The organism is Microbulbifer variabilis ATCC 700307, assembly GCF_000380565.1.
GTDB classification, from domain to species: domain Bacteria; phylum Pseudomonadota; class Gammaproteobacteria; order Pseudomonadales; family Cellvibrionaceae; genus Microbulbifer; species Microbulbifer variabilis.
Genome location: NZ_AQYJ01000026.1, coordinates 365209 through 391273 on the forward strand (window position 1 = coordinate 365209; position 26065 = coordinate 391273).

The following is a 26065-nucleotide window of genomic DNA, read 5'->3' on the forward strand; positions in this document are numbered from 1 at the left end:
ACCTGTTACTCATCGCGATAGCCGAGACTGCGCAGGGCTCTCTCATCATCAGACCAACCGGACTTCACCTTTACCCACAAATTCAGCATAACTTTACTGTCAAACAACCGCTCCATATCCTCACGTGCCTGGCTGCCGATTTGCTTGATACGCTCACCTTTGTTCCCAATAATGATTCGCTTTTGCCCAGAGCGCTCTACCAGGATCGCGGCACTGATATGCAGAATTTTGCCTTCCTGTTTAAACTCCTCAACCTCAACAGTCACCTGGTAAGGAACTTCAGCTCCCAGCTGACGCATAATTTTTTCACGCACAATCTCCGCAGCAAGAAAGCGGGAACTGCGATCGGTCACCTGATCTTCCGGGAAAAAGTGCTGTCCCTCTGGCAGGTGCTTGAGAATCACCTCCTCCAGAGCCTCTAGATTGACATTGCGCAACGCCGAAATAGGTACGATTTCTGCCTTGGGATGCTGCTCTGCCAAAGTCTGCAGTTGTGGCAAAAGTTCTCCCTTATCCTCCAACTGATCTACCTTGTTAACTGCAATAATCAGAGGGCATTTCAAACCCCGTAGCTTATCGGCCACCAACTGATCGCCCTCACTCCATCGAGTGCGCTCCACGACAAAAACCACCACATCCACATCCCGCGCAGCACTGGATGCAGCCCGGTTCATATAGCGGTTAATCGCTTTCTCTTGATCCGAATGCAGGCCTGGCGTATCCACAAAAATAATCTGGTTGGGGCCCTCGGTTTTAATACCAAGCATATTGTGGCGGGTGGTCTGTGGCTTACGTGAAGTAATCGCCAGCTTTTGTCCCAGCAAATGGTTCAAAAGTGTGGATTTGCCCACATTGGGACGACCTACAATCGCGACATAGCCGCAGCGAGAGGGTTGTTCGCTCAAAAAAGTTCTCCGAAAAAGTTTGGAGGCGCCCGGGAAGTCCGGAACCAGCTCACCCCCAGTGCAGGGGGCTGTCATTTCGAGACAGGCCGGGTTACGCCTTCTCAACTAGTGTAAGGTTAATCCTGGCCGGTAAGCTGCCTGTAAGCTTCTACAGCAGCGATCTTTTCTGCGGCGCGACGACTGCTAGCCTCTCCTCGAGCTGGTTGTGCCAGACCGCTGACCCGACATTCAACGATAAAGTGCTGGGCGTGTTCAGCGCCGGAGACATCCACCACAGAATACTCCGGCAGTGGCTTCTTACGCCCCTGCAACCACTCCTGCAGACGAGTCTTCGGATCCTTTACAGTTTCCAGGGACAGGCCTTGCAGCCGCGGGGCAAACCACTCCAATACCCTGGTGCGCGCAGCCTCTAGACCAGCATCCAGGTAAATAGCACCGATCAGGGCTTCCACCGCATCAGCCAGAATTGAGGCGCGCCGAAAACCGCCGCTTTTCATCTCACCTTCGCCAAGGCGCAGGCAGTCTCCAATATCCAGCTCACGAGCTAGCTTTGCCAGGGTTTCTCCGCTGACCAACTGCGCACGCAAACGGCTTAACTGCCCTTCCCTGCCCTCGGGAAACTGTTCGTAAAGCGCAGCCCCAATGGTAAAACCGAGAATAGAATCGCCAAGGAATTCCAGACGCTCGTTATTGCGGCTGCCGTGGGAGCGGTGTGTCAGCGCAAGCTCTAACAGATCACCTTGTTCAAACTTGTAGCCGAGACGCGTACACAGGCGCTCCAGTAAAAGATCAGTCACGTTTACGGAATTGCTCCAGATCTACCAGTGGATCACAGCAAAGCTCCGGCTTGGCCGTGTCGAGCTGCTTGTTAAACTTCATCACGACATCGATGTTGTAAATCAACGTCTGCCGCAATTCATAATTTATACTGACCACAGTACTCTTAGCGCCGCGAACGACTTGCAGAGCCTTGGTGGGCTCTCCTCGCACATTGTTGATCAGAAAGTAGCGACCCATCTCTTTTTTGATCTGGCCCGCTGTCATATTTTCCAATTCCGGGTTTTCACCCAGGGTTTTTAACGCTTCGTTAACGTAGCGCGCATCCACATAAGCCGGTGCCATTTTGGATACACAGGTTAGAGCAAAGCCAAGCACCGCAATAACCAATAACCAGCCCCAATAGCTCATACCGCGCTGGCGCTCCATTGAAATCCGGATAGCACTACCCATAATTATGCCCTCAATCCTTAGCGCCGACGCACTGTCGGCCAGTTCTCATTATTGGATAGAGCCTACACGTTTAAAACTGGGCAAACTGAGCAGTTTGTCCCAATGCATCCAGATAGCAAAAGCCTTGCCTACCACATCGCGCTCAGGCACAAACCCCCAGGCGCGACTGTCGAGACTGTTATCGCGGTTGTCGCCCATCATAAAGTAGTGGCCTTCAGGCACTGTGCCGCTAAAGTTTCCATACTCTCCGGGGCTAACATTTTTCGCCATTAGGTGACGCTGGCCGTAAAGGTTCTCCCACATAATCTCAACCTTAGGATTAACCGGTGGGAGCGCCTGAATTAACTCCTGTGGTGCCAGCTCTCCATTTACATAGAGCACGTTATTTTTCAATTCGATCTTATCACCGGGCAAGCCAATCACTCGCTTGATGAAATAGGTATCGTTCATGTGTGGTGGGAAAAACACCATCACATCTCCGCGCTGAGGCTCACCGATATCCACCACTTTCGTCCGGGATACAGGCAAGCGCAGACCGTACTCATACTTATTCACCAGAATAAAGTCGCCAATCTGCAAGGTGGGGACCATAGAAGCAGACGGAATCTGGAAAGGCTCGACAATAAAGGAGCGCAATACAAATACGATAGCCAGAATCGGGAAAAATGATTTAGCGTATTCAACAACAACAGGGTCTTCCTGCTGAGCGCCAGCCTCTTTCTTGCGACGACGAGCGAAAAACAGACTGTCCACCAGCCAGATCCCGCCACTGATTAAAACCAACCAGAGCAGAATCAGAGGTAAATTAATATCCATTGCGAGTCTCTATTATCCTTGATCTCAATAGCAGGCACGCCCACTACTGGTCCACCTTCAATACAGCCAGGAAGGCTTCTTGCGGCACTTCCACACGGCCTAACTGTTTCATACGGCGCTTACCCGCTTTCTGCTTCTCCAGCAGTTTTTTCTTACGGGTAACATCACCACCATAACATTTTGCGGTCACATTCTTACGCAGGGCTTTCACCGTAGTCCGTGCAACTACCTGTCCACCAATCGCCGCCTGGATCGCCACATCAAACATCTGACGAGGAATCAGCTCTTTCATCTTCTCCGCCATAGCGCGGCCCTTCTGCTGCGCATTTTCGCGGTGAACAATCAGGGCCAGGGCATCAACCCGGTCACCGTTAATCAGGATATCCAGACGCACCAGTTTTGCTGCCTCGAAGCGTACAAAACTGTAATCAAGAGAGGCAAAACCACGGCTCACAGACTTGAGGCGGTCGAAGAAGTCCATCACCACTTCGCTCATTGGCAGCTCGTAACGCAGGGATACCTGTGAACCAACGTACTGCATATCTTTCTGGATTCCGCGCTTCTCCACACAGAGAGTAATTACGTTGCCCAAATACTCCTGCGGTACCAGGATATTCACCTCGGCAATAGGCTCTCGCATCTCCTCGATATTGCCCACATCAGGTAGGCGCGAGGGGTTGTCCACCATCACCACTTCGCCATCGGTTTGTTCAACCTCATAGACTACCGTCGGGGCAGTGGTGATCAGGTCCAGGTCGTATTCGCGCTCCAATCGTTCCTGGATAATCTCCATATGCAACATGCCAAGGAAGCCACAACGGAAACCAAATCCGAGGGCATCAGATGTCTCGGGCTCATAGAACAAAGAAGCATCGTTTAGGGATAGCTTCTCCAGCGCATCCCGAAAGGCTTCATAGTCGTCTGAACTTACGGGGAACAAGCCGGCATAGACCTGTGGCTTAACTTTCTGGAAGCCCGGCAGCATTTCAATTTCATCGGCACCCTTGGCATGAGTCAGGGTGTCACCCACCGGCGCACCATGAATATCCTTAATACCGGCCACCACAAAACCTACCTCACCAGCGCGCAAAACACCGGTTTCGTGGCGCTTAGGGGTAAAGATGCCGATACTGTCCACCACATGAGCGCGGCCAATAGATTTGGTAACAATCTTGTCTTTGGTTTTCAGGGTTCCCTGCACTACACGAACCAGGGATACAACTCCCAGGTAGCTATCGAACCAGGAATCAATAATCAAGGCTTGAAGAGGCGCATCTACATCACCCTCAGGTGGTGGTACCAGTCGCACCAAGTCTTCCAGGACATCTTCCACACCCAGGCCTGACTTGGCACTGCACCGGGTGGCATCGGCGGCATCAATGCCGATGATATCCTCAATCTCCTCAGCAACCTTTTCCGGGTCTGCCTGGGGCAAATCCATCTTATTGAGAACTGGAATAACCTCCAGCCCCTGCTCAATAGCGGTGTAGCAGTTGGCAACTGACTGGGCTTCCACCCCCTGGGCCGCATCCACAACCAGGAGCGCACCCTCACAGGCTGCCAGAGAGCGAGAAACCTCATAGGAGAAGTCCACATGTCCTGGCGTATCAATAAAATTCAGCTGGTAGGTCTTGCCATCCCGCGCCTTGTAATCAAGCGTTACGCTTTGCGCTTTAATGGTAATTCCGCGCTCGCGCTCCAGTTCCATACTATCCAGAACCTGTTCGGCCATCTCCCGGTCGGAGAGTCCCCCACAGTCCTGAATAAAGCGGTCAGCCAGGGTAGATTTCCCGTGGTCGATATGGGCAATAATGGAGAAATTGCGGATATGAGAGAGATCTGTGGCCACTGCGGAATAAAAACCCTTGAAAAATCAATTGATTAGCTGGCAACCATGCCAACTGTGTGGCGCAAGTCTAACAGAACTCATGGATGTAGGTGAGAGGCAGGTGACCCATTGGGCCACCATTCGCCTCTCACCCTTAGCTTTCTATCTTGATAGTGCGGAAAGTTGACTGGCCGGCACGGAAGAATCGGATAGGCAGTAGCTCGTCCTCGGGAAGCTCCTTAACCACAGTTTTGTAGTCTTTTATATCCCCTACTTCCTCAAATCCGAGCTGGGCAATGATATCGCCACTACGCAGTCCTGCCTTAGCTCCAGGCTTGCCAGGAATAACCTGTTTAACGAGAACACCGGTCTCAACATTCCAGCGCTGCTTCATTCCATCTGGGATTTCTTCAACTACTACCCCAAGACGGCCACCAATACTGGTAGCTGGGTGGCTAGCAGCCTGGGTTCGTTCACCGTCAGAACCGGGCAAAGCACCAACAACCACTCTCAGTCTCTCAGACTTGCCTTTACGCATCAGCTCTACAGGAACCTCTGTACCCGGGCGAATTTGACCGACTACATGGGGCAGATCGCCATGTACGCCGATTTTGCGGCCATCAAAGCTGGTAATTACATCACCGGCTTTAATACCCGCTTCCGCTGCCGGCGTGCCAGGACTCACCTGCTCCACTAGCGCCCCAGACGGCTTGCCAAGCCCCAGAGCCTCGGCCATATCACGATCTACATTGCGTATACCTACACCCAACCATCCGCGATCGACACGCCCTTTCTCTTTTAGCTGCGCCACCACATCTTGGGCCAAGCTTGCTGGAATCGCGAAGGAAAGGCCAATAGAACCGCCGCTACGTGTATAAATCTGCGAGTTAATACCCACAACCTCGCCATTGAGGTTAAACAGTGGACCGCCTGAGTTGCCGGGGTTAATGGCCACATCCGTCTGGATAAATGGCACGTAATTCTCACGGCTTTCATTAGGGATACTGCGTCCCATAGCGCTCACGATACCGGCACTAGCGGAATAATCGAGGCCAAACGGCGAGCCGATAGCGACCACCCATTCACCCACCTTCAGCTCTTCGGAGTCACCCCAACGCACAGCAGACAGGTCATCCGCCTCAATCTTGAGTAAAGCGAGATCGGAGCGAACATCAGTACCAATCACCTCTGCCTCATATTCACGGCGATCAGTCAGAGTGACCGTCACCTTATCGGCACCGTCAACCACATGGTTATTCGTCACGATATAACCGTCGTCCGAAATAATAAAACCAGACCCCATACTGGCAACCGGGCGCTGCTGACGCCTTCGCGGCTCAAGTAAGTGGCGGAAAATGTCTGGAATTTCCTGCTGGTATTGGGGGGAGCTATTCCCTCGCGCCACACGGTTGCGGTCCACGGTATTGATTTTCACCACCGCGGGAGAGTTATCCTCAATAAGCTCAGTAAGTTCAGGTAGCCCTCGGGCACTGGCAGCGCCTGAAATGAGGAGACAGAGCACCAAGAAATATTGTGTACAGCGTTTAACCATAGGTTTGTTACCCCTAGTGATCCCTTCTAATATGAAACCATTGGATTTTGAGTCCCTTCCAGGGCATGCCTTCTACACCGGCTCCGGCCCCTTGGGGGACATTTTGTAACGATTTAGTGGCGATGCAGCTACGAAAGTTCTGCCGCCGTGTGTAAATCTGTGTAAAGGGCCAGCGATGTCTAAACTGCGCCCGCGCCCTGAGCGCGGCCAATTTCACCTCCCCAGGGAGGTGTATGGATACAGCGCACTGGGCGCTCCACTTTTTTATTTTCCCGCGCAATCCGGTCACAACCACGGACTGGTTATGGCCGGCACTCACGGCGATGAAGTCGCCGCTGTGGTCGCCCTCTCCTGCGCTCTGCGCGCATTGGCATCGGGCCAGCTGAAACATCATGTCATACTGGCGGTCAACCCCGATGGCTGCCAATTAGGTACCCGTTGCAATGCTTGCGGGGTAGACCTCAACCGTAACTTTGCCACAAAGAACTGGGATGCGAGCGGCAACGTATACCGCTGGAACAGTTCCGCCGAGGCCCGCGATGTAAGGCTCAGCACTGGCGATGGCCCCGCCTCAGAGTGCGAAACCGCTTCATTGTGTCAATTGATCGCCAAGCTTAACCCCGCCTGGGCAGTTTCTATCCACGAGCCTCTTGGCTGCGTCGAAGATCCTAAGGAAACAGAACTCGGTGCCTGGCTGGCCAAAGGATTGCGGTTACAACTAATTAAGGAAATCGGCTATCAGACTCCAGGCTCCTTTGGCACCTGGTGCGCCGAACGGGAGCTGCCCTGCATCACTGTGGAATTTCCACCGATTTCAGCTGACGCTGCCAGCGAAGACTATCTGGCGATACTCATTGAACTACTCACTTACGACCAGTAAACCCGACCTGCACCAAAGCGTAAAGGGGGTTCCGCATCCTTTGCAAGCCAAGTGGGGCCGTCCAAGTCCAGATAGCGCGCCCTTGGTCCCAGGGGCCAAGCCGCACGGATAGCCCGAGAAGTGCAGAGCATACAGCCGAGCATCAACCCAAACCCCTCAGCAACAGCCTGATCGGCCAGTGCCCGCGCCTCAGTGATTCCGCCAGCTTTATCGAGTTTGATATTGACCATCTCGTAGCGGCCTTTCAGGCGTGGTAAGTCAGCACGGGTATGACAACTTTCATCCGCGCAGATCGGCAGTGGATGAGGGAAGGCCTCCAGGAATTCATCATCACTCGCGGGCAGTGGCTGCTCCAGCATGGCCACCCCCATTTCAGCAAGCTTTTCGCAGCGCTCAATCAGGCCATCGCTACGCCAGGCCTCGTTGGCATCGATGACCAGCTCAGTGGCAGGAGCGGCGGCACGCACCGCGGCCACCCTTTCGCTCACGAGCTGGTCATCCAATTTCAACTTTAACACCTCTACTCCCTGGGAAACAGCGACACTGGCAGCATCAGCCATCGCCTCTGGGCTCTCGATAACCAGGGTTTGTACGGTAGGCAATGAATCGGGACCAGCGAAGCCATCCCCTTTGTACTTTCTCTCCCAGTCCACTAATGCACAATCCAGAGCGTTACGCGCAGCGCCTGCCTGCAGGCGTGACTGTAATTGCGCCTTGTCCAGGCCCGCAGCTAACTCAGATAACAGCGGTTCAAGTTGGTGCATCACTGAGTCTGGGCTCTCTCCATAGCGAGCGTAGGGGGTGCACTCACCAATTCCGACAATGCCGCCCCACTTCACCTCCACCACGACCACTTCAGCCTCAGTGCGGGCACCCCGGGATATGACGAAAGCTGTGCGCAGGGGCCAGCGCTCAGCGTAGCAGCGGGCCAGCATGGAGAGCCTCCAATCGGGTTTATGGAGCTATCAGTTTAGGTTAGGAGCGGTCGCTGCCGGGCTCGATACGCAGCAATACAGGAGTGTAAGCAGGATTTGAAGACTGGTGGCGGCTGTACCAGCGTACCCCCAAAGCTCCCACCATCAAGCCGAGAACTGCGCCAATCACGGCGCCAGTTTCAGCGAAAAGGTAATCTCCCAATAGCGCTACCAGCACCAGGGAAAGCAGTGGCAACAAGTATACCAGTAGTGTACTACTGGTCAGAGCACTCTCGGTGATTCCAATAACCGCTGTATCATTCAGAGAGATTTTGTCGGCGGGGAAACCATTTAAAGCCGCCCGCACACGTGTGGAAGAGGAGAAAAAGTCTCCGAGCAAACCAGTTCCGCAGCCAGATTTAGCCTCACAGCCATTACAGGCACTGCGCTGGATGGTTTCCACCCAGACGGCATCAGATTCTATGGCCACGACTCGGCCCCGCTCTTCTAGCAAGCAATTCAGCCTTTTTCGATGATGGAGCTGGCCACTCTACGTGCTGTGGCATCGGGAATCTCTCCAACAACTGTGACGGTATAGGCCACTCCCTTCACCTCCATCCGGTCCATATAGGCGACAGTGGCACCGCGGATCGCCCGCCCCTTAAAGTTCTCCAGCTCAGGGCCAAGACGCTGTACAAACACAGTAAACACGCCGAGCCCATCGCTAAAGACCATCATATCGCCATCTGATAGCGGCTTTACCGAAACCACTTTGAACCCATCGGGCAACCAGCGCACCTGCCAGCGGCTCTGTGAAGTCTCACAAGTGCTGCGATTGTCGATACGTCGTGCTGCGTTTGAAACCGTCTGCAGGGCCGAGTCCTCTACTGGAGACAAATCCAGCTGTACAAATTGATAGCGCTCCAAGACGCGCCCCTGGGTACTCACCAGCATTGTTTTCAAGGGCAAGCCTGTCTCACGGTCAAGACTTACCACCAGCCCCAGTCGATAGCGGTCGCGGGGCCTGGCCTCAATCACTACCGCATCCCGGTCGGCAATACGCTCTTCACCACGCAAGATAAACTGATAAGCGCGCTGAACTTGTTGCTGCCCCACCGCATTCCATAAAGTAGTCCTCGCGCTGGGGGACGCACCGAATTCGCAGTTACCACCACTACCGTGACTGATCAATTCACGCGGTTCGCCACTCAAATAGCGAACCCGCTCAACTTGCTCACCATCACGCACCGCATGCACTACCTGTAGGGTCTCCAACATGCCGGCATGCTCGAAAGTCACCAGCCCGCTATACTCCAGCTCGCTGACAGCCTTGGCGAGCTTGTTCAACCACTGCTCTACCTCATTTCCGGCAGCCTGGGCACTAGCCATATTGGAACCAACAAGTGCCCCAGGGGCAGCTGCCGAAGGCTCAATAACAGCCGTTTCCGCCATCACTGGTGCAGAAGGGTCAATTACAGCAGCTGTAGTTGCTGAACTGGCTTCCCCTCCTGCAGCGACCAAACCAGATTCCGCTACAGGAGAACCCTGAGAGCTGGCCATATCGAGGTTTACTGCACTGGGGGTATTGGGGTCACCACCGGCAGCCTCCTGTGCGAATGACAGCGGGGCCAGCAGGAAGGAGGCCAACAGCAGGCTGCTGGCACTAAGGGTTGCGCTATTGATAAGACCCCCCCGGTAAACGACTTTCGTCACACTACATTCCAACCTGTTCGCCGTAGGTCGCTCGGGCAAAGGGCACCATACCCTGACTACCAACATGCGCGGCCTGTTCGGAGTGTTGAATCATCACACGGTTTAAATGGCGCATCAGCTCCGGCGTAGGTGCCTGCTGAATCACTGCCTGCCCGCGCTGCTCAGGTACAAAGCGCGGTGTGGCCGTACTTACTGAACGAGTCGAGGGGGCTGGAACATAAAAACCAGAAGGTTGTGGCGCCGACTGGGCTACCGGCTGCGCCGGGCGCTCGATTTCGGCGACCTGATCTATACCCTGCACTAGGTTCTGCTGGGTATCGGTAATCTGTTGCACCCCAAGGATTGCGGCGAAGGCCACAGTGGCTGCCACTGCACCGCGCGAAAGCGGACGCCACCAACGACTGTTAACCAGTTCGTTGGCGGCTACAGAAGCACTTCCAGTCTGAGACAGAGGCTCTTCGAGATCGATCGCTGCAGAGATGCTCGCAGCCAAGCCACTATCTACAGGGGCGACATGCTCGCGACGCATTACGCTCGCGGCCAGTTGGTAGCGTGACCAGCGCTCACCCAACTCTTCAGAGACAGCAGAGGCTTTAAGCAGCCGCTGCAACTCCAATTCGCTGCCTTCGCCATCCATAAGCGCCGAGAGCGATTCGTTGAGACGTTCCTGATGATTCCCGTGGGACATAGGGGTTAACCCTCTTGTGCAATCATTTATTCGGTGCCCACACGCACCATAATTGGTATCAGTTATGACCGGGCTCTCGGCGGTTGGTTTCCCCGGCAGGGAAAATTTTCCGCAAAATTAGCCTCTGTCACCCAGTGTTTCCGGCTCACCGGCCATCACGGCCTGGACTGTCCGGTCAATCGCTTCCCGTGCGCGAAATATCCTAGAGCGCACTGTGCCTACCGGGCATCCCATTACCTCGGCGATCTCCTCATAGCTCAATCCCTCAAGCTCCCTCAACGTAACTGCTGAGCGCAGATCTTCTGGCAGTGCGCGAATAGCGCGATGAACAGCCCCCTCCAATTGGTCGCGAAACATCTGATTCTCAGGAGTCTCGTTATCCCGCAAAAGATCGGCACCCGAGTAGAACTCGGCATCCTCAAGATCCACATCTGAGGACGGCGGACGGCGACTGCGGGAAACCAAGTGGTTCTTAGCGGTATTAATCGCGATTCGATACATCCATGTGTAAAAAGCACTGTCGCCACGGAAATTGGCAAGTGCCCTATAGGCCTTTATAAAAGCCTCCTGAGTTACATCCTGTACCTCACTGTGGTCCTTGATAAACCTACTGACTACGGCAACAATTTTGTGTTGGTATTTGAGTACTAAAAGATCAAAAGCGCGTTTGTCTCCCTTTTGAACCCGCTCTACCAGCTCACGGTCACTCGTTGACGCCTGATGCGCTGTCATCCCCAACTCCCATATCCAGCCACACTGCGGGCGCCACTTGTCATTATTAAGGGGCTGCCGGCGCAGGCGTTTCTTTTACTTTGTTGATGACACTGACAATAGGACATAAGTTCCACGTCAAATCGACGAATAATCAGGAGGCGCTATACTACGCGACCCTAAAAGATAAATGAAATCTATGAATGCCCAGGCAAACTACGACATTCTCGTAATCGGCAGCGGTGCCGCCGGCCTTACCCTGGCCTTGCACCTCTCAACCAAGTATCGCGTAGCTCTGCTCTCCAAGCAGCGCCTGCAGGACGGCTCCACCTGGTTCGCCCAAGGAGGCATCGCTGCAGTGCTAGATGAGATGGATTCGGTGGAGTCGCACATTGCAGACACATTAGACGCGGGTGCAGGACTCTGCCACCCATCGTCTGTACGCTTCACGGTGGAGGAGAGTACCGCTGCTATTCGCTGGCTGATCAACCAGGGCGTAGACTTTACCCGCGAGGGGGAGGATTACCACCTTACGAAAGAGGGGGGGCACAGCCATCGCCGCATCATTCACAGTGCTGACGCTACTGGTAAAGCCGTACACAGCACTCTGCTGGTAAAGGTGCTTAACAGCTCCAATATCGACTGTTTTGAACACCGCGTCGCCATAGACCTGATCCGCCAGCCTGATCCCGAGAAGGGGCGTTTTCGCTGTGCTGGCGCTTATGTTCTGAATAAAAATACTGAAGAGGTCGAGCTTATTCAGGCCAAGGCTGTGGTGCTCGCCACAGGAGGTGCCAGCAAAGCTTACCTCTATACCAGCAACCCCGACGGAGCCAGTGGCGATGGTATTGCCATGGCTTGGCGCGCTGGTTGCCGGGTTGCCAATATGGAATTTAATCAGTTCCACCCCACCTGCCTGTACCATCCAAAAGCCAAAGCCTTCCTTATAACTGAAGCTCTACGCGGCGAAGGTGCACAATTGCAGCTGCCTGACGGCAGCCGTTTTATGGAGAGCTTTGACAGGCGTGGCGAACTGGCCCCTCGGGATATCGTCGCCCGGGCAATTGACCATGAGATGAAGCGCCTGGGTGCAGATTGCTTGTACCTGGATATCTCCCACAAAGACCCCGACTTTGTGCGGGAACACTTCCCTACGGTATACAGCAACTGTCTGAAATACGGCATCGATATTACCCGGGAACCAATCCCAGTGGTTCCTGCCGCCCATTACACATGCGGCGGCATTATGGTGGACCATCACGGCCGCACAGACCTGGACCAGCTGTACGCCATTGGCGAAACGACATTTACTGGCCTGCATGGCGCCAACCGCCTAGCCAGTAACTCGCTTTTGGAGTGCTTGGTATATGCGCGCTCTGCCGCACTGCATATTGAGGAGCACCTCGATTCAGTACAGGTACCACGCCGCGCACCAGGCTGGGACGCTTCACGGGTAACAGATTCAGATGAAGATGTTGTGATCTCGCACAACTGGGATGAACTGCGTCGCTTCATGTGGGATTACGTAGGAATCGTGCGCACACGCAAGCGCCTGCTACGAGCCCAGCATAGGGTAAAACTCTTGCAGCGAGAGATTCGCGAGTTTTACGCCAACTACCGCATCACCAACGACTTAGTGGAACTGCGTAACCTGGCACTGGTTTCAGAACTAATTATTCGCTCAGCCCTGGACCGCCGCGAAAGCCGTGGCCTGCACTATTCCCTAGACTACCCAGGCCTAAGGGAGCTGGCTATGGATACCGTTCTGGTACCTGAGAACTTCGCCAATCAGCGACAATTTATCTAGCAATTTAGAATAGAGGCGGCCCAGACTACCGATCCCCCTAACGGGAGAACCGCAGAGCCGCCTGCAGCCTGCGCCAGTCGTTAGGGCTTATTGCATCCCGTGCCAACACCAAACGCAACGACCTGCCCTGTAAGTCTCTCCCATTAATAACCACTAACCAGCCCCATAAGACCAGCTCACCACGGAAAGAGAACTGGCGCTCATTATCACCAACCACCCGCCAAAACCAGCGACGCTCTCGAGTAGATAATATACCCACCATCTGCGCCAAACTGCGTACCTCCCAATAGGCAAATACCAAGATAACAGTCAGCAGGATCCAGAATAACCAGGAGGGCAGCCCGCAGAGCCACAATAGAATTGCAGCTTGAAGCACAGCCATTGAAAGAAGAAAAAATAAGATAGAGGATGGCGCAACGACACAACTCAGGCGGGCGCTGCGCTCAAAATAGAGAGGGGAACCTTTACTCGCGCAAACCGGTGTTGTCACGGATAATTTGTACTATTCGCTGGAGATCTGGGTCGGCCGGGTCTTCACGGCGGAGGAACCAGGCAAACAGGTCCTGATCCTGCTCGTCCAACAACCGAATATAACGCTGCTGATCTTCAGGTTCCAGGGTCTCATATACATTTTCCAAAAATGGCAGCAGCACCAGATCCAGCTCCAACATTCCGCGGCGACTGGCCCAAAACAGGCGGTTGCGATCCATACTTCTTTTCCAACCAAGTTAAAGGGTGCAGTATACCTGCAGCCTGGCCAAACTTGAAAATGGGCGCTCCAACCCCCAGATATTGCCACCAAGACAACCGGAGGTGGCAGCACTATGGACCAGCAACAGTGGCAGGATTTTCTCAGCAGCGAAGGCGCCATTTGGGAAGGCGGCAAAGCTCACTTCCCTCTAACCAGCACGGATGACCCGCAGGCACTGCACCTTATCGATCTTGGCCCCCAAGGCGCTGTTTCGATCAAAGGCCCGGACAGCCAGAAATTCTTACAGGGCCAGCTCACCTGCGATCTGGTAAATCTACCAGACAAGCACAGCACCCTAGGCGCCCACTGCAATCCTAAAGGCCGTATGATCAGCGCTTTCAGTGCCCTCAAGCTGTCCCAGAGCGAATTTATTCTGCGTCTTCCTCGCAACCTCGCTCCGATTGCCCAACAGGCCCTAAGTAAGTACGCAGTGTTTTTTAAAGCAGAATTGACAGATATCAGCGATGACAGCCATTGGCTCGGCTTGCAAGGTCAAAACGTCGCACAGCAAACAGCACAGCTACTTGGCTTCGCCCCTCCCTCCCCCGGTGAAGTAGTCACTTTTGATTTCGATGGCGAGCGCTGCATCGCCCAGGCGGTTAATGAAGCCCAGCTTGCGCTACTGGTGCCAGTCACCAAAGCTCAGCAGCTCTGGCAAAACCTCTCCCCAGAGTGTGAAGCGACTGGCTATGACCTTTGGCAAAAGGGACAGATAGAGGCCGGCATTCCCCAAGTTGATGCCGCCACCTCAGAAATGTTCATCCCTCAGATGACTAATTTACACTTACTTGGCGGCGTCAGCTTTAAGAAAGGCTGTTACACCGGCCAGGAAGTGGTTGCACGTATGCAATTTCGCGGCGCCGCAAAACGCCGCTTATATCGCGCAAAAAGTACAGGAGGCGATCTCCCTATCAGCGGCCTGGAAGTTTTCGGGGATGGCAAACAAAGCATTGGCAACCTGGTAGAGGCCTGTCACAGTAAAGACGGCATAGAGCTACTCGCTGTCCTTACTATTGCCAAAGTCGCAGCCGGTGAAAAGCTTCATTTGGAAGACGGCCGCATCCTGGAAATTCAGGAACTCCCCTATGATGCAGATGCCGATCCTCTAGCCTAGCTAAAGCCGAAGTAAATACTCCGAGGGCGGTTTATGGCCGCCCTTTTCAATGAATCTAATCAGCCCCTCTCCTCCCACCAAGAAATTTCACACAAGATCAACCAATCCTTCTACGACCCTTTAAATTCATGGCTATAACGAAATCCTACAAACATCACAAGGTGATAAAATATGAAACCCTTTTCTGTTGCAATTTTAATTGCAGTCCTATTTACATCTTATTCAGCACTTTCCGAATCAGCTGGAGAAGTGCTATTGGGGATAACTGTACGCCCCGAAACACTTGATTTACGCGTCACATCTGGAGGGTGCACCAAGAAAGAAGATTTCAATATTGACGTCAATAAAGGGACCACAGGGCTGCCGCCCTATCAAGTCACAGTCACACGCATTAAACCTGACCACTGTGAAGCGCTATCCCTGGAAGGTGTCAACTTATCTTTTGACAGAAAAAAACTGGGACTTGATGGCTCATCGACATTTAGACTAACTAATGAAATCGGTAATCTCTCACCTTACCAAGCGAAAATAAAAAACCATGAAATAAAGAAACTCCCTATATCTAGCATCATCGGAAAATATTCACGTATCTATAAAACTGGTGAAGCTCTGACTGAAGATTTTCGCCCTGAACGTGTAAATATAGAGCTGGATAACAATGGAAATATTGTTAATATTTGGAAGGGTTGAAAGAGGGGAATACAACTCGCCCTTAAAACGTTCAGAATAACTCAGCACATAAAAACAATAATTTCAACCAAGTCAAATCAAAGAATATTCAAACAAGCTTCAGACTACCCACCTGAGAATTTAAAAATATGAATCCTCAAGAAACCGGAAAAGCCTACGATGAAATAACCCATTTATGGGAGCGTAAAGTGTTTAATGCAGCAAACGGAATTGAACAACATAAACGAGCCTTGGCTTTTGTAAAGAACAGAGGTATGGCACTTGATGTTGGTTGCGGCTGTACAGGGAGGTTTATAGAGCTACTTCAAACTGAAGGCTTTGCGCCAGAAGGAATTGATATTTCTGCTAAAATGATCACTTTAGCAAAAAAGCGCCACCCGGATATCACCTTCCATCATCAGGATATATGTCTATGGGAAAGTCAGGAGCAATACGATTTTATTACTGCCTGGGATAGTATCTGGCATATTCCTCTTGAAAAACAAAAGGATGTCTTAACAAGGCTAGTCAAAAGACTCAACAGGGGTGGAGTGTTAATTTTCTCCTTCGGCGGCACAGATGGACCCAGCGAGCACAGAAACAATACCATGGGCCCAGAAATGTATTACTCAACGCTGGGCATAGCTGGGTTTCTTAAATTAACCCTCAGCTTAGACTGTACGTGCAGACACCTCGAATACGATCAACATCCAGAACTACACGCTTATTTAATTATTCAAAAAAACTGAAAATAAATTTTGCACAAAACTCGTAACTACACAATAATCTTTCCACGCCCTGAATATCACCCACTCTGCACCCAAGAACCAGCCATTAAAAATAAAATACCCAAAGACAACCTACCCTTCAACTTGATCCGACAGACCACTCCAACACATAATTAGCAGGTTCTATTTATTTTTTTAATAAAAACACATCCACAACAGCAAATCTAATTAGGGTTTGATGAAATCGCACTCTCTATCTTCCTTACCTTTTCTACAGATGGAAAGCCCGTTACCATCCCCCTTACAGTGGACTTTGTAATAGCAAAAAGTGACTTATTTATCTTTAACTTATTTGCAAGCTCAGGTAGATGGGTACCCTTACCACACAATGCCTGGATCGCAGAGTAAGTTCCATGAGACCATATCCCAAAAACTAAACACACACAGCTATCCCGCTGGTAGGGGTTCTCCGTTATGAAAATAAAACCATAATCCTCAGTGATAGAACCATCTAAAGTGTTTGACATATATACCCGCCCATCAGTCTCATCATTCGCAAAGCGTCCCAAAAAATCCACTTTAAATTTTGAGTCAATCTTCCTGGTCAGCAACAAATCACGGCTTACAACATTGATAGCTGGACCACCTATACATATAAATGTTTTTTGATCATGGACAAAATTATGTGAATCGTGAAAAACCACCTTCCTTTTAGGATATACTTTCTTAATCCTATCTTTCAAAAGCTGTATTGCGAGAGATTCGTCATAAGGCATAAATAATACATTATCCGGGATAAGACTTTGCGTCTTCGTAATATCTGAATATAGAGTTTTTTGCTTGATTAACGGAAGAACAACATGGATATCAGCCTTAGAGTCGCCCAAAAATCTATCCCAAAGGGCCCGGTAAGACTTCGCATCAAACTTCTTTTTACAAAACGCTGCCGTACCAATAAACAATGTGGTAAAGGCCGCCTCAACAAATGGAGCAGACAACCAATCTAGAACAGTATCCAAGAACAGATATTCCACTGCACCCACCACTCAAAGTAATTTGGCCACAAGAATTTATGATATTAAGACTAAAAATCCAGTATAAAGCCAAGAACACTTTTTTTCTTCTCAATGGATAAGAATGCTATAGACAAATACCCCCTACCAAACAGTCACCACGATCAATCAGACGGCAACCCAACCCCAAAAAGGCGCAAACAGAATTGACACATATTATTGAACAATACAGACAAAAAATATCAATCTAATTAAATGCGCGACGGACCCCAAAACACAAAACAATATAAATTCAGTAAGAATTCATAAACCACTCTCTCCACATAGCTTTAAGGCTTAACTGCTAAGACGCAAAAATAATCTTTATAGGATAAAGAGCGGTAAATAAACCTTAAATTGAGAGTTTAAGCACCAAAAGAAAGGAGCAGCCCCTATATTCAAGCGACCACCCCAAAGTGCTTATTTTATGAAAAATTAAGGCTAACCAACTATAAACCAATAACCCTAAACAAGATCCCCAACTAACATAATCAATATAAATTAGCAGACACTTAAATCTCTACAGCAACCCTCTGCAACCGATTAGCCTCTGGCAATGCCCATTCAATCGGCTTTTCACCACGCTGTTGCAACCAATGATTGACTTGAGAAAAAGGTCGGGTGCCAAAGAAGCCGCGATGAGCCGATAGGGGAGATGGATGTGGAGCGCGCAACACCAAATGCTTGTTGCGATCAATAAAGCCTCCCTTCTTCTGCGCGTAACTACCCCACAGCACAAATACCAAACCTTCTCGCTGTTCCGCCAATTTATGAATGGCGGCATCAGTAAACTGCTCCCAACCACGGCCCTGGTGAGCACCGGCCTTACTATCTTCTACGGTAAGGGTAGCGTTGAGCAGCAGTACACCCTGCTCCGCCCAGGGCTGGAGGCAACCGTGATGGGCAGGAGCAATACCCAGATCCGAATACAACTCTTTATAGATATTCTGTAGAGAGGGCGGGATACGGACACCCGGCATTACAGAAAAACACAAGCCATGAGCCTGGCCAGGTCCGTGATAGGGATCCTGACCAAGAATCACTACTTTCACCTGATTAAAGGGGGTGGAGTTAAAAGCATTGAAAATCTGCCCACCAGGAGGGTAAATCCGCTTACCGGCCTCTTTCTCTCCCCTCAGGAATTGACGTAAATGGGCCATATAAGGCTGCTTGAACTCCTCGCCCAACACACTGTACCAGGAAGGATGAATTTTGATATTGTCCGGAACCGGCATTATTAAACCTTGAATATTTTCTTAACTTGTCTTCGCAGCTCCGGCACCACTTCTTCCTCAAACCAAGGTCTGCGACGCAACCATAAGGTATTGCGTGGACTGGGGTGCGGTAAAGGGAAATAGCGGGCCGGCAAGGCATCGCGATAATGGCGCACATTCTCAGTAATACTGCCATACCAATGCGGCAAGTAGTGGCGCTGGGCGTATTGTCCCACCAATAGAGTAAGTTGCAAGTTTGGCAGCTGCTCCAGCAGGCGCTGATGCCAGGTAGTGGCGCATTCAGGACGCGGAGGTAAATCTCCTCCCTTGCCACGACCAGGGTAGCAAAAACCCATAGGAATGATGGCAATCTCGGATTCGTCGTAGAACACCTGCCTATCTATCGATAACCAATCTCGAAGGCGGTCGCCGGATGGGTCATTCCAAGGGATACTGGAAGCATGGACTTTGGTACCCGGCGCCTGGCCAACTATCAGCAAACGTGCCGACTCTGCTGCACGCAGAACGGGATTGGGCCCCAGTGGCAGATGCTCCTCACACAAGCGACAAGCTCGTATTTCTTCCAGCAATGTAGATAATTTCTTCTTTGCCACTAATTCTCAACCTTCAGGAAAACCAGACACAACATCAGTCCCAAACGAACTCTGGAAGCTCTAGCCCAACTGATATTAAGGCTGTTAAACATCACAAATATACTTTAGTTTTAGACAGCGACCTTATGGCTATCGTCGCTGGAATAGATCTCCAAGCAACTCACCAAGCATGGCAAATCAGCCATAACCTCGCTTGCTGGGTAAGCAGGGATCTCTGGAAAAGAGGGTAAGGATTACACTCTAAGATATTCAAGGCCTTACCACATAAATCTTGACTGGTTAAACCTTCAGGGTATCTACAAAAAACCAACCACAAGTAGCAGATACACTCCCCAAATCTGGCTTTACTGGACACGCTCAGGAAAGGCCAAATGTAACAAGAGCGCGCGGCGATCCTGAGGATTTGCACTGCGGCTGATGTTATCGTTATCAAACACTATAAATATACCTTCTTTCCCTACAGCCAACCCATCTCCCTTGCCTCCAGTGCGATGCCCCTCATATTGTAACTCAGAAGATTTTTCAATTTCTCGGTAGTCCAAGCACCATTCAGCTTTGAGGCTTGGCAGAACTCTTCGGCATACGGCATAAGCATTTCGCTCCAGAGTAAATAACCCGCCATCATAATAATCAAGCGCTCCCAGATCTTCAGGCTCTCCACGAAAGTTCAATCCGGCAACCGGTGGTGGAGTAAAAAGCTGAACATCGCCATTGGGGCTAAGCTTTACCAAACCGCGAGGCTCACTCTCCATAGCTACCCAAAAGTCATCACCAATTTTCACTAAGCCCTCGCTAGCAAGGTTGAAGCCCTGCATGTAACCTCGAGCTCTGGCCTCGGTGGTCCACATAGCATCCAACCAGTGAGCGTTCCCCTGCCGGTCCACTTCAAGAATACGATTGTAACGCTCACTTACTATATAGATATATTTATCGGAGCATGTAATTCCCTCAAAATCCATTGCACCCACTGGCCTGGATAGGTCCAAGATAAAATGCCAAAAATTTCTAGGCTTATCTTTTTGGGGAACAGTTAGTCCTGAAAGCTGCAAATAAGAAGCTAATTTTGCGTGTCTGCCTTCTCGTTTTAGGGTGAAAATTTCCCTTGAATTTTTATCAGAAATCGTGAGCAGCTCCCCATAACAAAAACTCAGACCAGATATACCTTCTCCCACACTACCATCCAACCAATAGTGGTTTATCTTTTTTGCGGGAATAACTTCAGCTCCTACTCCCGTAACTGAGAGTAATACGCCGGTAATTACATAAAGAAAGCTCTTAATCATAACGGGCCCAAATTACTGCTTAGCTTTATAACCAATTCATATGTCTCCGTTCAATCTAATCAACAACTTCCGGGAAAACCAGCTGTAAAAAGAGGGCGCGTCGGTCTTGTGGATCAGCACTACGACTAATATTATCATTATCGAACACGATAAAAATGCCCCCTTCTCCGATAGCTAGACCATCTCCCTTACCCCCCGTGCGAGAAGCCTCATACTTAAGCTCAGAGGATTCCTCTATTTCTCGATAGTCCAAACACCATTCTGCTTTTAGGCTTGGCAGAGCCCTTCGACACACCGCATAAGCATTTGGCTCAAGAGTAAACAAAGCTCCATCGTAGTAATCTAAACCGGCCAAATTTTCAGACTCCCCACGGAAATCCAAATCTTTTACTGGTGGCGGTGTAAATATCTGGACACTCCCATCAGGACCAAGCTTTACCAAACCACGAGGATCACGCTCCATAGCCACCCAAAAATAATCCTTTACCTTTGCCAACCCAACACCAGAAAGGTTGTACCCTTGCATATAACCCTGAGCTTTTGCCATTGAGGACCACATATTTTCCAGCCAGTGCCCCTTGCCCCGCATATTTACCTCAGCAATACGATTGTAACGTTCGCTCAGTAAATAAATGGATTTATTAGTGCAACTAATTGCCTCAAAGTCCATCGCGGAAGCCGGACGGGTAAGCTCAAGAAAAAAATGCCAAAAATTTTTTGGCTTATCTTTCTTTGGAACTTTCAACCCTGAAATCTCTAAGAAAGTTTCCAATTTTGCACTTCCATCCTCAATCTTAATTCGATAAATTTCTCTTGAGTATTTATCTGAAACTGTAACCAAGCTATCACCACAGAAACTCAAGCCAGAAAGGCTCAATCCAGCACTACCATCAACCCAGTAGTGCGTGATTTTTTTTGCGGGAATAATTTCAGTTGCCTGCCCTGTCAGTGAGAGTAATATCCCAACAGCACCAGATAAAAAACGATTTTTCACGGTAAATTCCATTTACTATGGAAACAATAAAGCTCTAGAACTACATCATTATCGATAAAGTTTTTAACGCTAAGCTGTCCTCTCATTAATCAGAAAATACTCCTACAGTAGAATCAGGATCTAAGCGTTACCAGGAAACTGGCGACATACTCACATCGGCTTATAGATACGATATGCAAAGTCAGCTGTTGCTCATCATAGTAGCCCCAACACTTATCAGCAATTTGTCGATAATTTGCTCTTTTGTAGAAGGCCATTGTTTGGAGATTGCCAACCTCGGGGTTAAAAAATCAGATATAACGCAAATTATGCGCCATATTGGCTAGGCAGCTCCTAATAACCTCAGAGATGAACTGAACTCATTCCATATAATTTGAATAACTATTGATTATCTCTGGGGAAAGCTAAGTGAAGTAGTAGTGCACGTTTATCATCGGGAGCCAGAGCGCGGCCTACATTATTGTTATCAAGCACTACAAAAATACCTTGCTGATTGACAGCCAATCCCTCCCCCTTGCCATAGCGAGTCTCTTCGTAGACACGTTCTGGGGACACTTCAAGGGCATGGTAATCCAGGCACCATTCCGCCTTCAGGCTTGGCAGAGCCCTGCGACATACCGCATGCGCATTACGTTCCAGGGTAAACAAAGCCCCGTCGTAATAATCCAAGCCGGTCAGGTCTTCCGAGCGCCCTCTAAAGTCGAGGCCAGCTACCGATGGTAAAGAAAACACACTGGCACCACCGCTCGAGTTCAGTTTCAGCAAGCCCCGCGGTTCGCGCTCCATAGCTACCCAGAAGACGTCACCGGCCTTTACCAACCCCTCACTGGAAGCATTGGCTTTTTGCAAGTAGCCTTGAGATTTCGCGGCGGGTGACCATAGGTACTCTTGCCAGCTTGCTTTTCCCTGGTCGCTCACCACAGCAATACGGTTATAGTGCTCACTGACAAGATAAATGGTGCTTCCATCACAGCTAACTCCTTCGAAGTCCAGCTCATCAGCTGGGCGAAAGAGTTCCTTAAATGCCTCCCAGAAACTCACAGGCTCATCATGCTCAGGCACACCTAAGCCATCTAGTTGAAGATGGGATACCAGATCGGCATCCCCGTCGCGCAACTTTAGTGTATAAATTTCTCCAGAATTTTTATCGGAAACTGCAAGTAGCCTGCCGGCACAAAAACTTAAGCCGGAAATATCCAGGCCCGCGCTATTATTCACCCAATAGCTGGCCTTTAACCTGGCAGAGCTCACTTCTGCCACTACCACCAGTGGTGAAAGCAACATAAATATAAAACTGAAGAAAAAACGCATAAAAACTACAAACCCAGTTAATCGCGGAAGTTATTGAACTGTAGCGGTTGTTCCAACTCCTTACTGCGCAGCAAGGCAATTACCTGCTGCAGATCATCGCGCTTCTTACCAGTAACTCGTACTTGCTCACCCTGAATAGCCGCCTGCACCTTAAGCTTTTCATCTTTGATCAGTTTAACGATTTTTTTTGACAGATCTTTGTCAAGCCCGTTCTTTAAGGTCACACCTACTTTAACCTGCTTCCCAGACTGTTCTTTTTCTCCTACATCCATCGCCAAGGGGTCAATATCACATTTGATCAACGCACCACGTAACATATCCACCATCTGGTCAACCTGCATATCCACCTCAGCACGAACCACCAGAGAGAATTCACTCATCTCCACTTCAGCATCCACGCCTTTAAAATCAAAACGGTTGGTGACTGTGCGATTCACCTGATCCACCGCGTTTGTCAGCTGATGCTTATCCACTTCAGATACAATATCAAATGAAGGCATTAATTTTTCTGCTCCTATTTCCAGATTTCCGGAGTAATCTCCGCGTTGTTAGTACCATCAGCTAGCCATATATGACCATCCTGAATGGAAATGCTGAACTCCATATTTCGCTCGGCCATCGCCGTCAGCTGTTCAGTAGCGTCTGCAGCCAAATGATAAACCCTGAGGTTATCAAAACGTGTAAGCTGGCTCTCCAGCTTTTGCCACCACACTGGCGCAGTACGCCGCCCGTAACTGTAAACTAAAACTTGCTCAGCCCGATTGCTGGCTTTACGCACACGCTCCTCAGTAGGAAGACCTACTTCCACCCATAGATCTATCTCACCATTGAGGCTTTTCTGCCACAGGTCCGCCTCCTCATCTGAAGAGAGACCTCTAGTGAACTCAAGGGAATCCGCAGCATTGTGGGCAAATGCCAGCAAGCGCACCATCATACGCTCATCGGTTTCCGATGGGTGACGGGCCAAAGTTAACTGATGCTCCGCATAATAATCCCGATCCATATCGGCGATTTGTACTTTGGCCTTAAAAATTGTTGCTTTTAGTGCCATTTCGGCTCCATCTCTGTGCCGTCCCCAGCACAGAGACCAAGGCGGACTATTCTTGGTTGGTTTACAGGAGAATAAGGATACCCCGCATGAGCTCTGCCGCTGGCAACAGTCTACCCTCTTGGCACTGCATCCTACTCTGCCTGCTGGTGGCCTTGCTCAGTGGCTGCGGCATCAACAACATCCCTACCTATGATGAGCAGGTAAAAGCCGCCTGGGCCCAAGTAGAGAACCAATACCAGCGCCGGGCAGACCTGGTACCCAATTTGGTAAAAACAGTACAGGCCTATGCGGGCCATGAGCGTGAGACACTGCAAGCGGTTACCGAGGCTCGCGCCAAGGTAAATTCTATGCAGCTAGATGGCAACCTACTCAATGATCCAGTCAAGCTGCAACAATTCGAAGCTGCCCAATCCCAACTCTCCAGCGCCCTGGCCCGCCTAATGCTCGTGGTAGAACGCTACCCCAACCTTAAGGCCAACCAGAACTTCCTCAGTCTTCAATCCCAGCTGGAAGGAACTGAAAACAGAATCAGCGTGGCGCGGCGGGATTATATCCAGGCTGTGCAGCGCTACAACCGGGAAATCCGCACTTTTCCCGGTAAGATTTGGCACGTAATTCTTTACCGCAATATGCCTCTGCGTGAGACTTACCAAGCTACCACTGAGGGGGCGGAGAAGGCTCCAGAGGTGAATTTCCAATAGGCAGGTGTCAAATTTATGATTCGCCCCGCACTGCTTGCCTTAGCCCTAATCACCTCATGGATGACTATGTCGCTGTGGGCAGATGTACAGTTTCCCATACTAACGGGGCGCGTAATAGACAAGGAAGAGCTTTTATCATCAGAAGAACGATACCGACTGACTGAGCAGATCCAGCAATACGAATCTGAAAGCAGCAATCAACTCGTAGTCGCTATTTTGCCAGATCTACAAGGGCTCACTATAGAGGAGTACGCCAACCAGCTGGCACGAGAATGGAAGCTGGGTCATAAGGATAAAAACAATGGCATTTTGTTTTTAATCGCACCTAACAAGCGCAAGGTTCGCATTGAAGTCGGCTACGGTCTGGAGGGCGCACTGACAGACGCATTGGCTGCCAATATTATCCATACCAAAGTACTGCCGAAATTTCGCCGTGGAGCTTTTTCGGAAGGTATAGAAACTGGCGTGCAGTCTATCATCGCAGTCACAAAAAATGAGTATGTAGCCGAACCCATAGAAAATAAAAAAGACCGACGCATCGCCTTTTTGGCAGGAATATTCCTGATTTTAGTAATGCTGCACCTGTTTGGCACCTCAATGCTCAGTTCACCCGTACACAGGCGTAGCTATAAGCGAGGCCGCTTCGGCGGCTACTATGGAACGGGTGGTTTTGGAGGCGGTTACTCCAGCGGTGGCAGACCGGGGGGCGGGTTTAGCGGAGGTGGTGGCGGCTTTGGCGGAGGAGGCGCGTCGGGAGGATGGTAATGCTCAGCAACAGTTATCAACGCCAAGTAGCCGAAGCGATCAAAGAGGTGGAAACCCATACTGATGCCGAAGTAATGGCTGTTGTAGCAAAAGAAGCGGACAACTACTTATACATTTCCACGTTGTGGGCTGCATTTCTCGCACTTTTACTTTCCCCCCTGTTCCAATACCTGCCTTGGTGGATTAGCTTCCAACAGGCTTTTATACTGCAATGGATACTATTTATTGCCCTAGCAATTTTTTTCCGCTGGCGCCCCATCACAATGCGACTGGTCCCCAAAAAGATAAAATTTTGGCGAGCATCCAACCTCGCCCGTCGCCAGTTTCTCGAACAGGAATTACACAGTACCAAAGGTCGGCTTGGACTTTTGATTTTTGTATGCGAGGCAGAGCACTATGTAGAGATTTTGGCAGACCGCGGCCTCGCCCAGCATATTACCAATGACAATTGGCAGGTGATTATCGAAAGCTTTATACAGGAGATCAAGCGGGGCAAGGCTGGGGAAGCCTTACTTTCATGTATAGCGCAATGTGGCGAGTTATTGAGAGAGGCCGCACCTAGAAGTGCAGTAAAAGACGAGCTGCCCAATCATTTAGTGCTAATTAACTAACCTGAACATCATATCTGCCAACATATTCATCGACAGCTTCAGCGTATAACTGGGGAAGGAAGTATCCGTCAAAAAAACAGTGTGAATCAACTCGATAAGTAAAATTACGAATACATGCACTGATTAAGGACAAGTCAGAGGAATGTTCAATCTATACTGATAG

At 50.3% G+C, this 26065-nt stretch carries 29 protein-coding genes; 8 read left to right on the forward strand and 21 right to left on the reverse strand.

What is annotated here, in order from left to right:
• Positions 1-5 precede the first annotated feature (5 nt).
• The 6 genes from era to G367_RS0112450 form a co-directional block, all read right to left on the reverse strand.
• Positions 6-905, reverse strand: a complete 900-nt coding sequence (gene era, locus G367_RS0112425) for a GTPase Era (RefSeq protein WP_026305091.1) — start codon at positions 903-905, stop codon at positions 6-8.
• A 116-nt stretch (positions 906-1021) separates the two neighbouring features.
• The gene (gene rnc, locus G367_RS0112430; protein ID WP_020413460.1) at positions 1022-1702 is read right to left on the reverse strand and encodes a ribonuclease III; all 681 of its coding nucleotides are present in this window, start codon (positions 1700-1702) and stop codon (positions 1022-1024) included.
• Positions 1695-2135, reverse strand: coding sequence for a DUF4845 domain-containing protein (locus tag G367_RS0112435; RefSeq protein ID WP_020413461.1), 441 nt, complete (start codon positions 2133-2135; stop codon positions 1695-1697). The genes rnc and G367_RS0112435 overlap by 8 nt, the downstream gene beginning before the upstream one ends.
• A 48-nt stretch (positions 2136-2183) precedes the next feature.
• The gene (gene lepB, locus G367_RS0112440; protein WP_020413462.1) at positions 2184-2951 is read right to left on the reverse strand and encodes a signal peptidase I; all 768 of its coding nucleotides are present in this window, start codon (positions 2949-2951) and stop codon (positions 2184-2186) included.
• Positions 2952-2994: 43 nt separating this feature from the next.
• Positions 2995-4800, reverse strand: a complete 1806-nt coding sequence (gene lepA / locus G367_RS0112445; RefSeq protein WP_020413463.1) for a translation elongation factor 4 — start codon at positions 4798-4800, stop codon at positions 2995-2997.
• Between the two features lie 133 nt (positions 4801-4933).
• Positions 4934-6331, reverse strand: a complete 1398-nt coding sequence (locus G367_RS0112450; RefSeq protein WP_020413464.1) for a DegQ family serine endoprotease — start codon at positions 6329-6331, stop codon at positions 4934-4936.
• 175 nt (positions 6332-6506) lie between these two features.
• Here G367_RS0112450 and mpaA point away from each other — a divergent pair, with 175 nt between their 5' ends.
• Positions 6507-7211 (forward strand): murein tripeptide amidase MpaA, encoded by a 705-nt coding sequence (mpaA, locus tag G367_RS0112455; RefSeq protein WP_020413465.1) that lies wholly within the window; start codon positions 6507-6509, stop codon positions 7209-7211.
• On the opposite strand, the gene ycjG is transcribed toward mpaA, so the two are convergent.
• The 5 genes from ycjG to rpoE form a co-directional block, all read right to left on the reverse strand.
• Positions 7199-8146 carry an L-Ala-D/L-Glu epimerase gene (gene ycjG / locus G367_RS0112460; protein WP_020413466.1) on the reverse strand — a complete coding sequence of 316 codons (948 nt, stop codon included), beginning with the start codon at positions 8144-8146 and terminating at the stop codon, positions 7199-7201. The two genes, mpaA and ycjG, sit on opposite strands and share 13 nt — an antisense overlap.
• A 40-nt stretch (positions 8147-8186) precedes the next feature.
• Positions 8187-8615, reverse strand: a complete 429-nt coding sequence (locus tag G367_RS0112465) for a SoxR reducing system RseC family protein (protein WP_020413467.1) — start codon at positions 8613-8615, stop codon at positions 8187-8189.
• 29 nt (positions 8616-8644) lie between these two features.
• The gene (locus G367_RS0112470) at positions 8645-9838 is read right to left on the reverse strand and encodes a MucB/RseB family sigma factor regulatory protein (RefSeq protein ID WP_020413468.1); all 1194 of its coding nucleotides are present in this window, start codon (positions 9836-9838) and stop codon (positions 8645-8647) included.
• A 1-nt stretch (position 9839) separates the two neighbouring features.
• Positions 9840-10526 (reverse strand): sigma-E factor negative regulatory protein, encoded by a 687-nt coding sequence (locus G367_RS0112475; protein ID WP_083922729.1) that lies wholly within the window; start codon positions 10524-10526, stop codon positions 9840-9842.
• A gap of 117 nt (positions 10527-10643) precedes the next feature.
• Positions 10644-11258: an RNA polymerase sigma factor RpoE gene (gene rpoE, locus G367_RS0112480; protein ID WP_020413470.1), complete on the reverse strand. Its 615-nt coding sequence runs from the start codon at positions 11256-11258 to the stop codon at positions 10644-10646.
• 169 nt (positions 11259-11427) lie between these two features.
• Here rpoE and nadB point away from each other — a divergent pair, with 169 nt between their 5' ends.
• The gene (gene nadB / locus G367_RS0112485; protein ID WP_020413471.1) at positions 11428-13044 is read left to right on the forward strand and encodes an L-aspartate oxidase; all 1617 of its coding nucleotides are present in this window, start codon (positions 11428-11430) and stop codon (positions 13042-13044) included.
• A gap of 37 nt (positions 13045-13081) precedes the next feature.
• On the opposite strand, the gene G367_RS0112490 is transcribed toward nadB, so the two are convergent.
• Both G367_RS0112490 and G367_RS0112495 read right to left on the reverse strand, forming a co-directional pair.
• Positions 13082-13534, reverse strand: a complete 453-nt coding sequence (locus G367_RS0112490; RefSeq protein ID WP_157533494.1) for a protein YgfX — start codon at positions 13532-13534, stop codon at positions 13082-13084.
• Entirely contained in the window at positions 13509-13754 is a 246-nt protein-coding gene (locus G367_RS0112495) for an FAD assembly factor SdhE (protein WP_020413473.1), read from the reverse strand. The genes G367_RS0112490 and G367_RS0112495 overlap by 26 nt, the downstream gene beginning before the upstream one ends.
• A gap of 114 nt (positions 13755-13868) precedes the next feature.
• Between G367_RS0112495 and ygfZ the strand changes: the two genes are divergently transcribed.
• From ygfZ to G367_RS0112515, 3 genes are all read left to right on the forward strand, one after another.
• Complete coding sequence (gene ygfZ, locus G367_RS0112500) at positions 13869-14909, forward strand: CAF17-like 4Fe-4S cluster assembly/insertion protein YgfZ (RefSeq protein WP_020413474.1); 1041 nt, start codon at positions 13869-13871, stop codon at positions 14907-14909.
• Between the two features lie 171 nt (positions 14910-15080).
• Entirely contained in the window at positions 15081-15599 is a 519-nt protein-coding gene (locus tag G367_RS23805) for an I78 family peptidase inhibitor (protein WP_020413475.1), read from the forward strand.
• 128 nt (positions 15600-15727) lie between these two features.
• The gene (locus tag G367_RS0112515; protein WP_020413476.1) at positions 15728-16327 is read left to right on the forward strand and encodes a class I SAM-dependent DNA methyltransferase; all 600 of its coding nucleotides are present in this window, start codon (positions 15728-15730) and stop codon (positions 16325-16327) included.
• A 203-nt stretch (positions 16328-16530) separates the two neighbouring features.
• Here the strand turns inward: G367_RS0112515 and G367_RS0112520 are convergent, their stop codons facing one another.
• The 8 genes from G367_RS0112520 to G367_RS0112555 all read right to left on the reverse strand — a co-directional run bounded on the left by G367_RS0112520 (position 16531) and on the right by G367_RS0112555 (position 23825).
• Entirely contained in the window at positions 16531-17340 is an 810-nt protein-coding gene (locus tag G367_RS0112520) for a hypothetical protein (RefSeq protein ID WP_020413477.1), read from the reverse strand.
• A 530-nt stretch (positions 17341-17870) separates the two neighbouring features.
• A complete protein-coding gene (gene ung / locus G367_RS0112525; protein ID WP_020413478.1) occupies positions 17871-18593 on the reverse strand; it encodes a uracil-DNA glycosylase in 723 nt (240 codons plus the stop codon).
• 2 nt (positions 18594-18595) lie between these two features.
• A complete protein-coding gene (locus G367_RS0112530) occupies positions 18596-19186 on the reverse strand; it encodes a uracil-DNA glycosylase family protein (RefSeq protein ID WP_040628784.1) in 591 nt (196 codons plus the stop codon).
• Between the two features lie 344 nt (positions 19187-19530).
• Positions 19531-20469 (reverse strand): esterase-like activity of phytase family protein, encoded by a 939-nt coding sequence (locus G367_RS25185; RefSeq protein WP_020413480.1) that lies wholly within the window; start codon positions 20467-20469, stop codon positions 19531-19533.
• Positions 20470-20524: 55 nt separating this feature from the next.
• Positions 20525-21463, reverse strand: coding sequence for a hypothetical protein (locus tag G367_RS0112540; protein ID WP_245556690.1), 939 nt, complete (start codon positions 21461-21463; stop codon positions 20525-20527).
• Positions 21464-21844: 381 nt separating this feature from the next.
• Positions 21845-22774, reverse strand: coding sequence for an esterase-like activity of phytase family protein (locus tag G367_RS0112545; RefSeq protein WP_020413482.1), 930 nt, complete (start codon positions 22772-22774; stop codon positions 21845-21847).
• A 17-nt stretch (positions 22775-22791) separates the two neighbouring features.
• Positions 22792-23274 (reverse strand): YajQ family cyclic di-GMP-binding protein, encoded by a 483-nt coding sequence (locus tag G367_RS0112550; protein WP_020413483.1) that lies wholly within the window; start codon positions 23272-23274, stop codon positions 22792-22794.
• A gap of 14 nt (positions 23275-23288) precedes the next feature.
• A complete protein-coding gene (locus tag G367_RS0112555) occupies positions 23289-23825 on the reverse strand; it encodes a YaeQ family protein (protein ID WP_020413484.1) in 537 nt (178 codons plus the stop codon).
• Positions 23826-23911: 86 nt separating this feature from the next.
• Between G367_RS0112555 and G367_RS0112560 the strand changes: the two genes are divergently transcribed.
• Genes G367_RS0112560 through G367_RS0112570 form a run of 3 tightly spaced genes read left to right on the forward strand, consistent with a single transcriptional unit; the run spans position 23912 to position 25902 of the window.
• Positions 23912-24526, forward strand: a complete 615-nt coding sequence (locus tag G367_RS0112560; RefSeq protein WP_020413485.1) for a LemA family protein — start codon at positions 23912-23914, stop codon at positions 24524-24526.
• Positions 24527-24541: 15 nt separating this feature from the next.
• Positions 24542-25291 (forward strand): TPM domain-containing protein, encoded by a 750-nt coding sequence (locus G367_RS26955; RefSeq protein ID WP_020413486.1) that lies wholly within the window; start codon positions 24542-24544, stop codon positions 25289-25291.
• Positions 25291-25902, forward strand: coding sequence for a TPM domain-containing protein (locus tag G367_RS0112570; protein ID WP_245556691.1), 612 nt, complete (start codon positions 25291-25293; stop codon positions 25900-25902). The genes G367_RS26955 and G367_RS0112570 overlap by 1 nt, the downstream gene beginning before the upstream one ends.
• Positions 25903-26065: the final 163 nt, after the last annotated feature.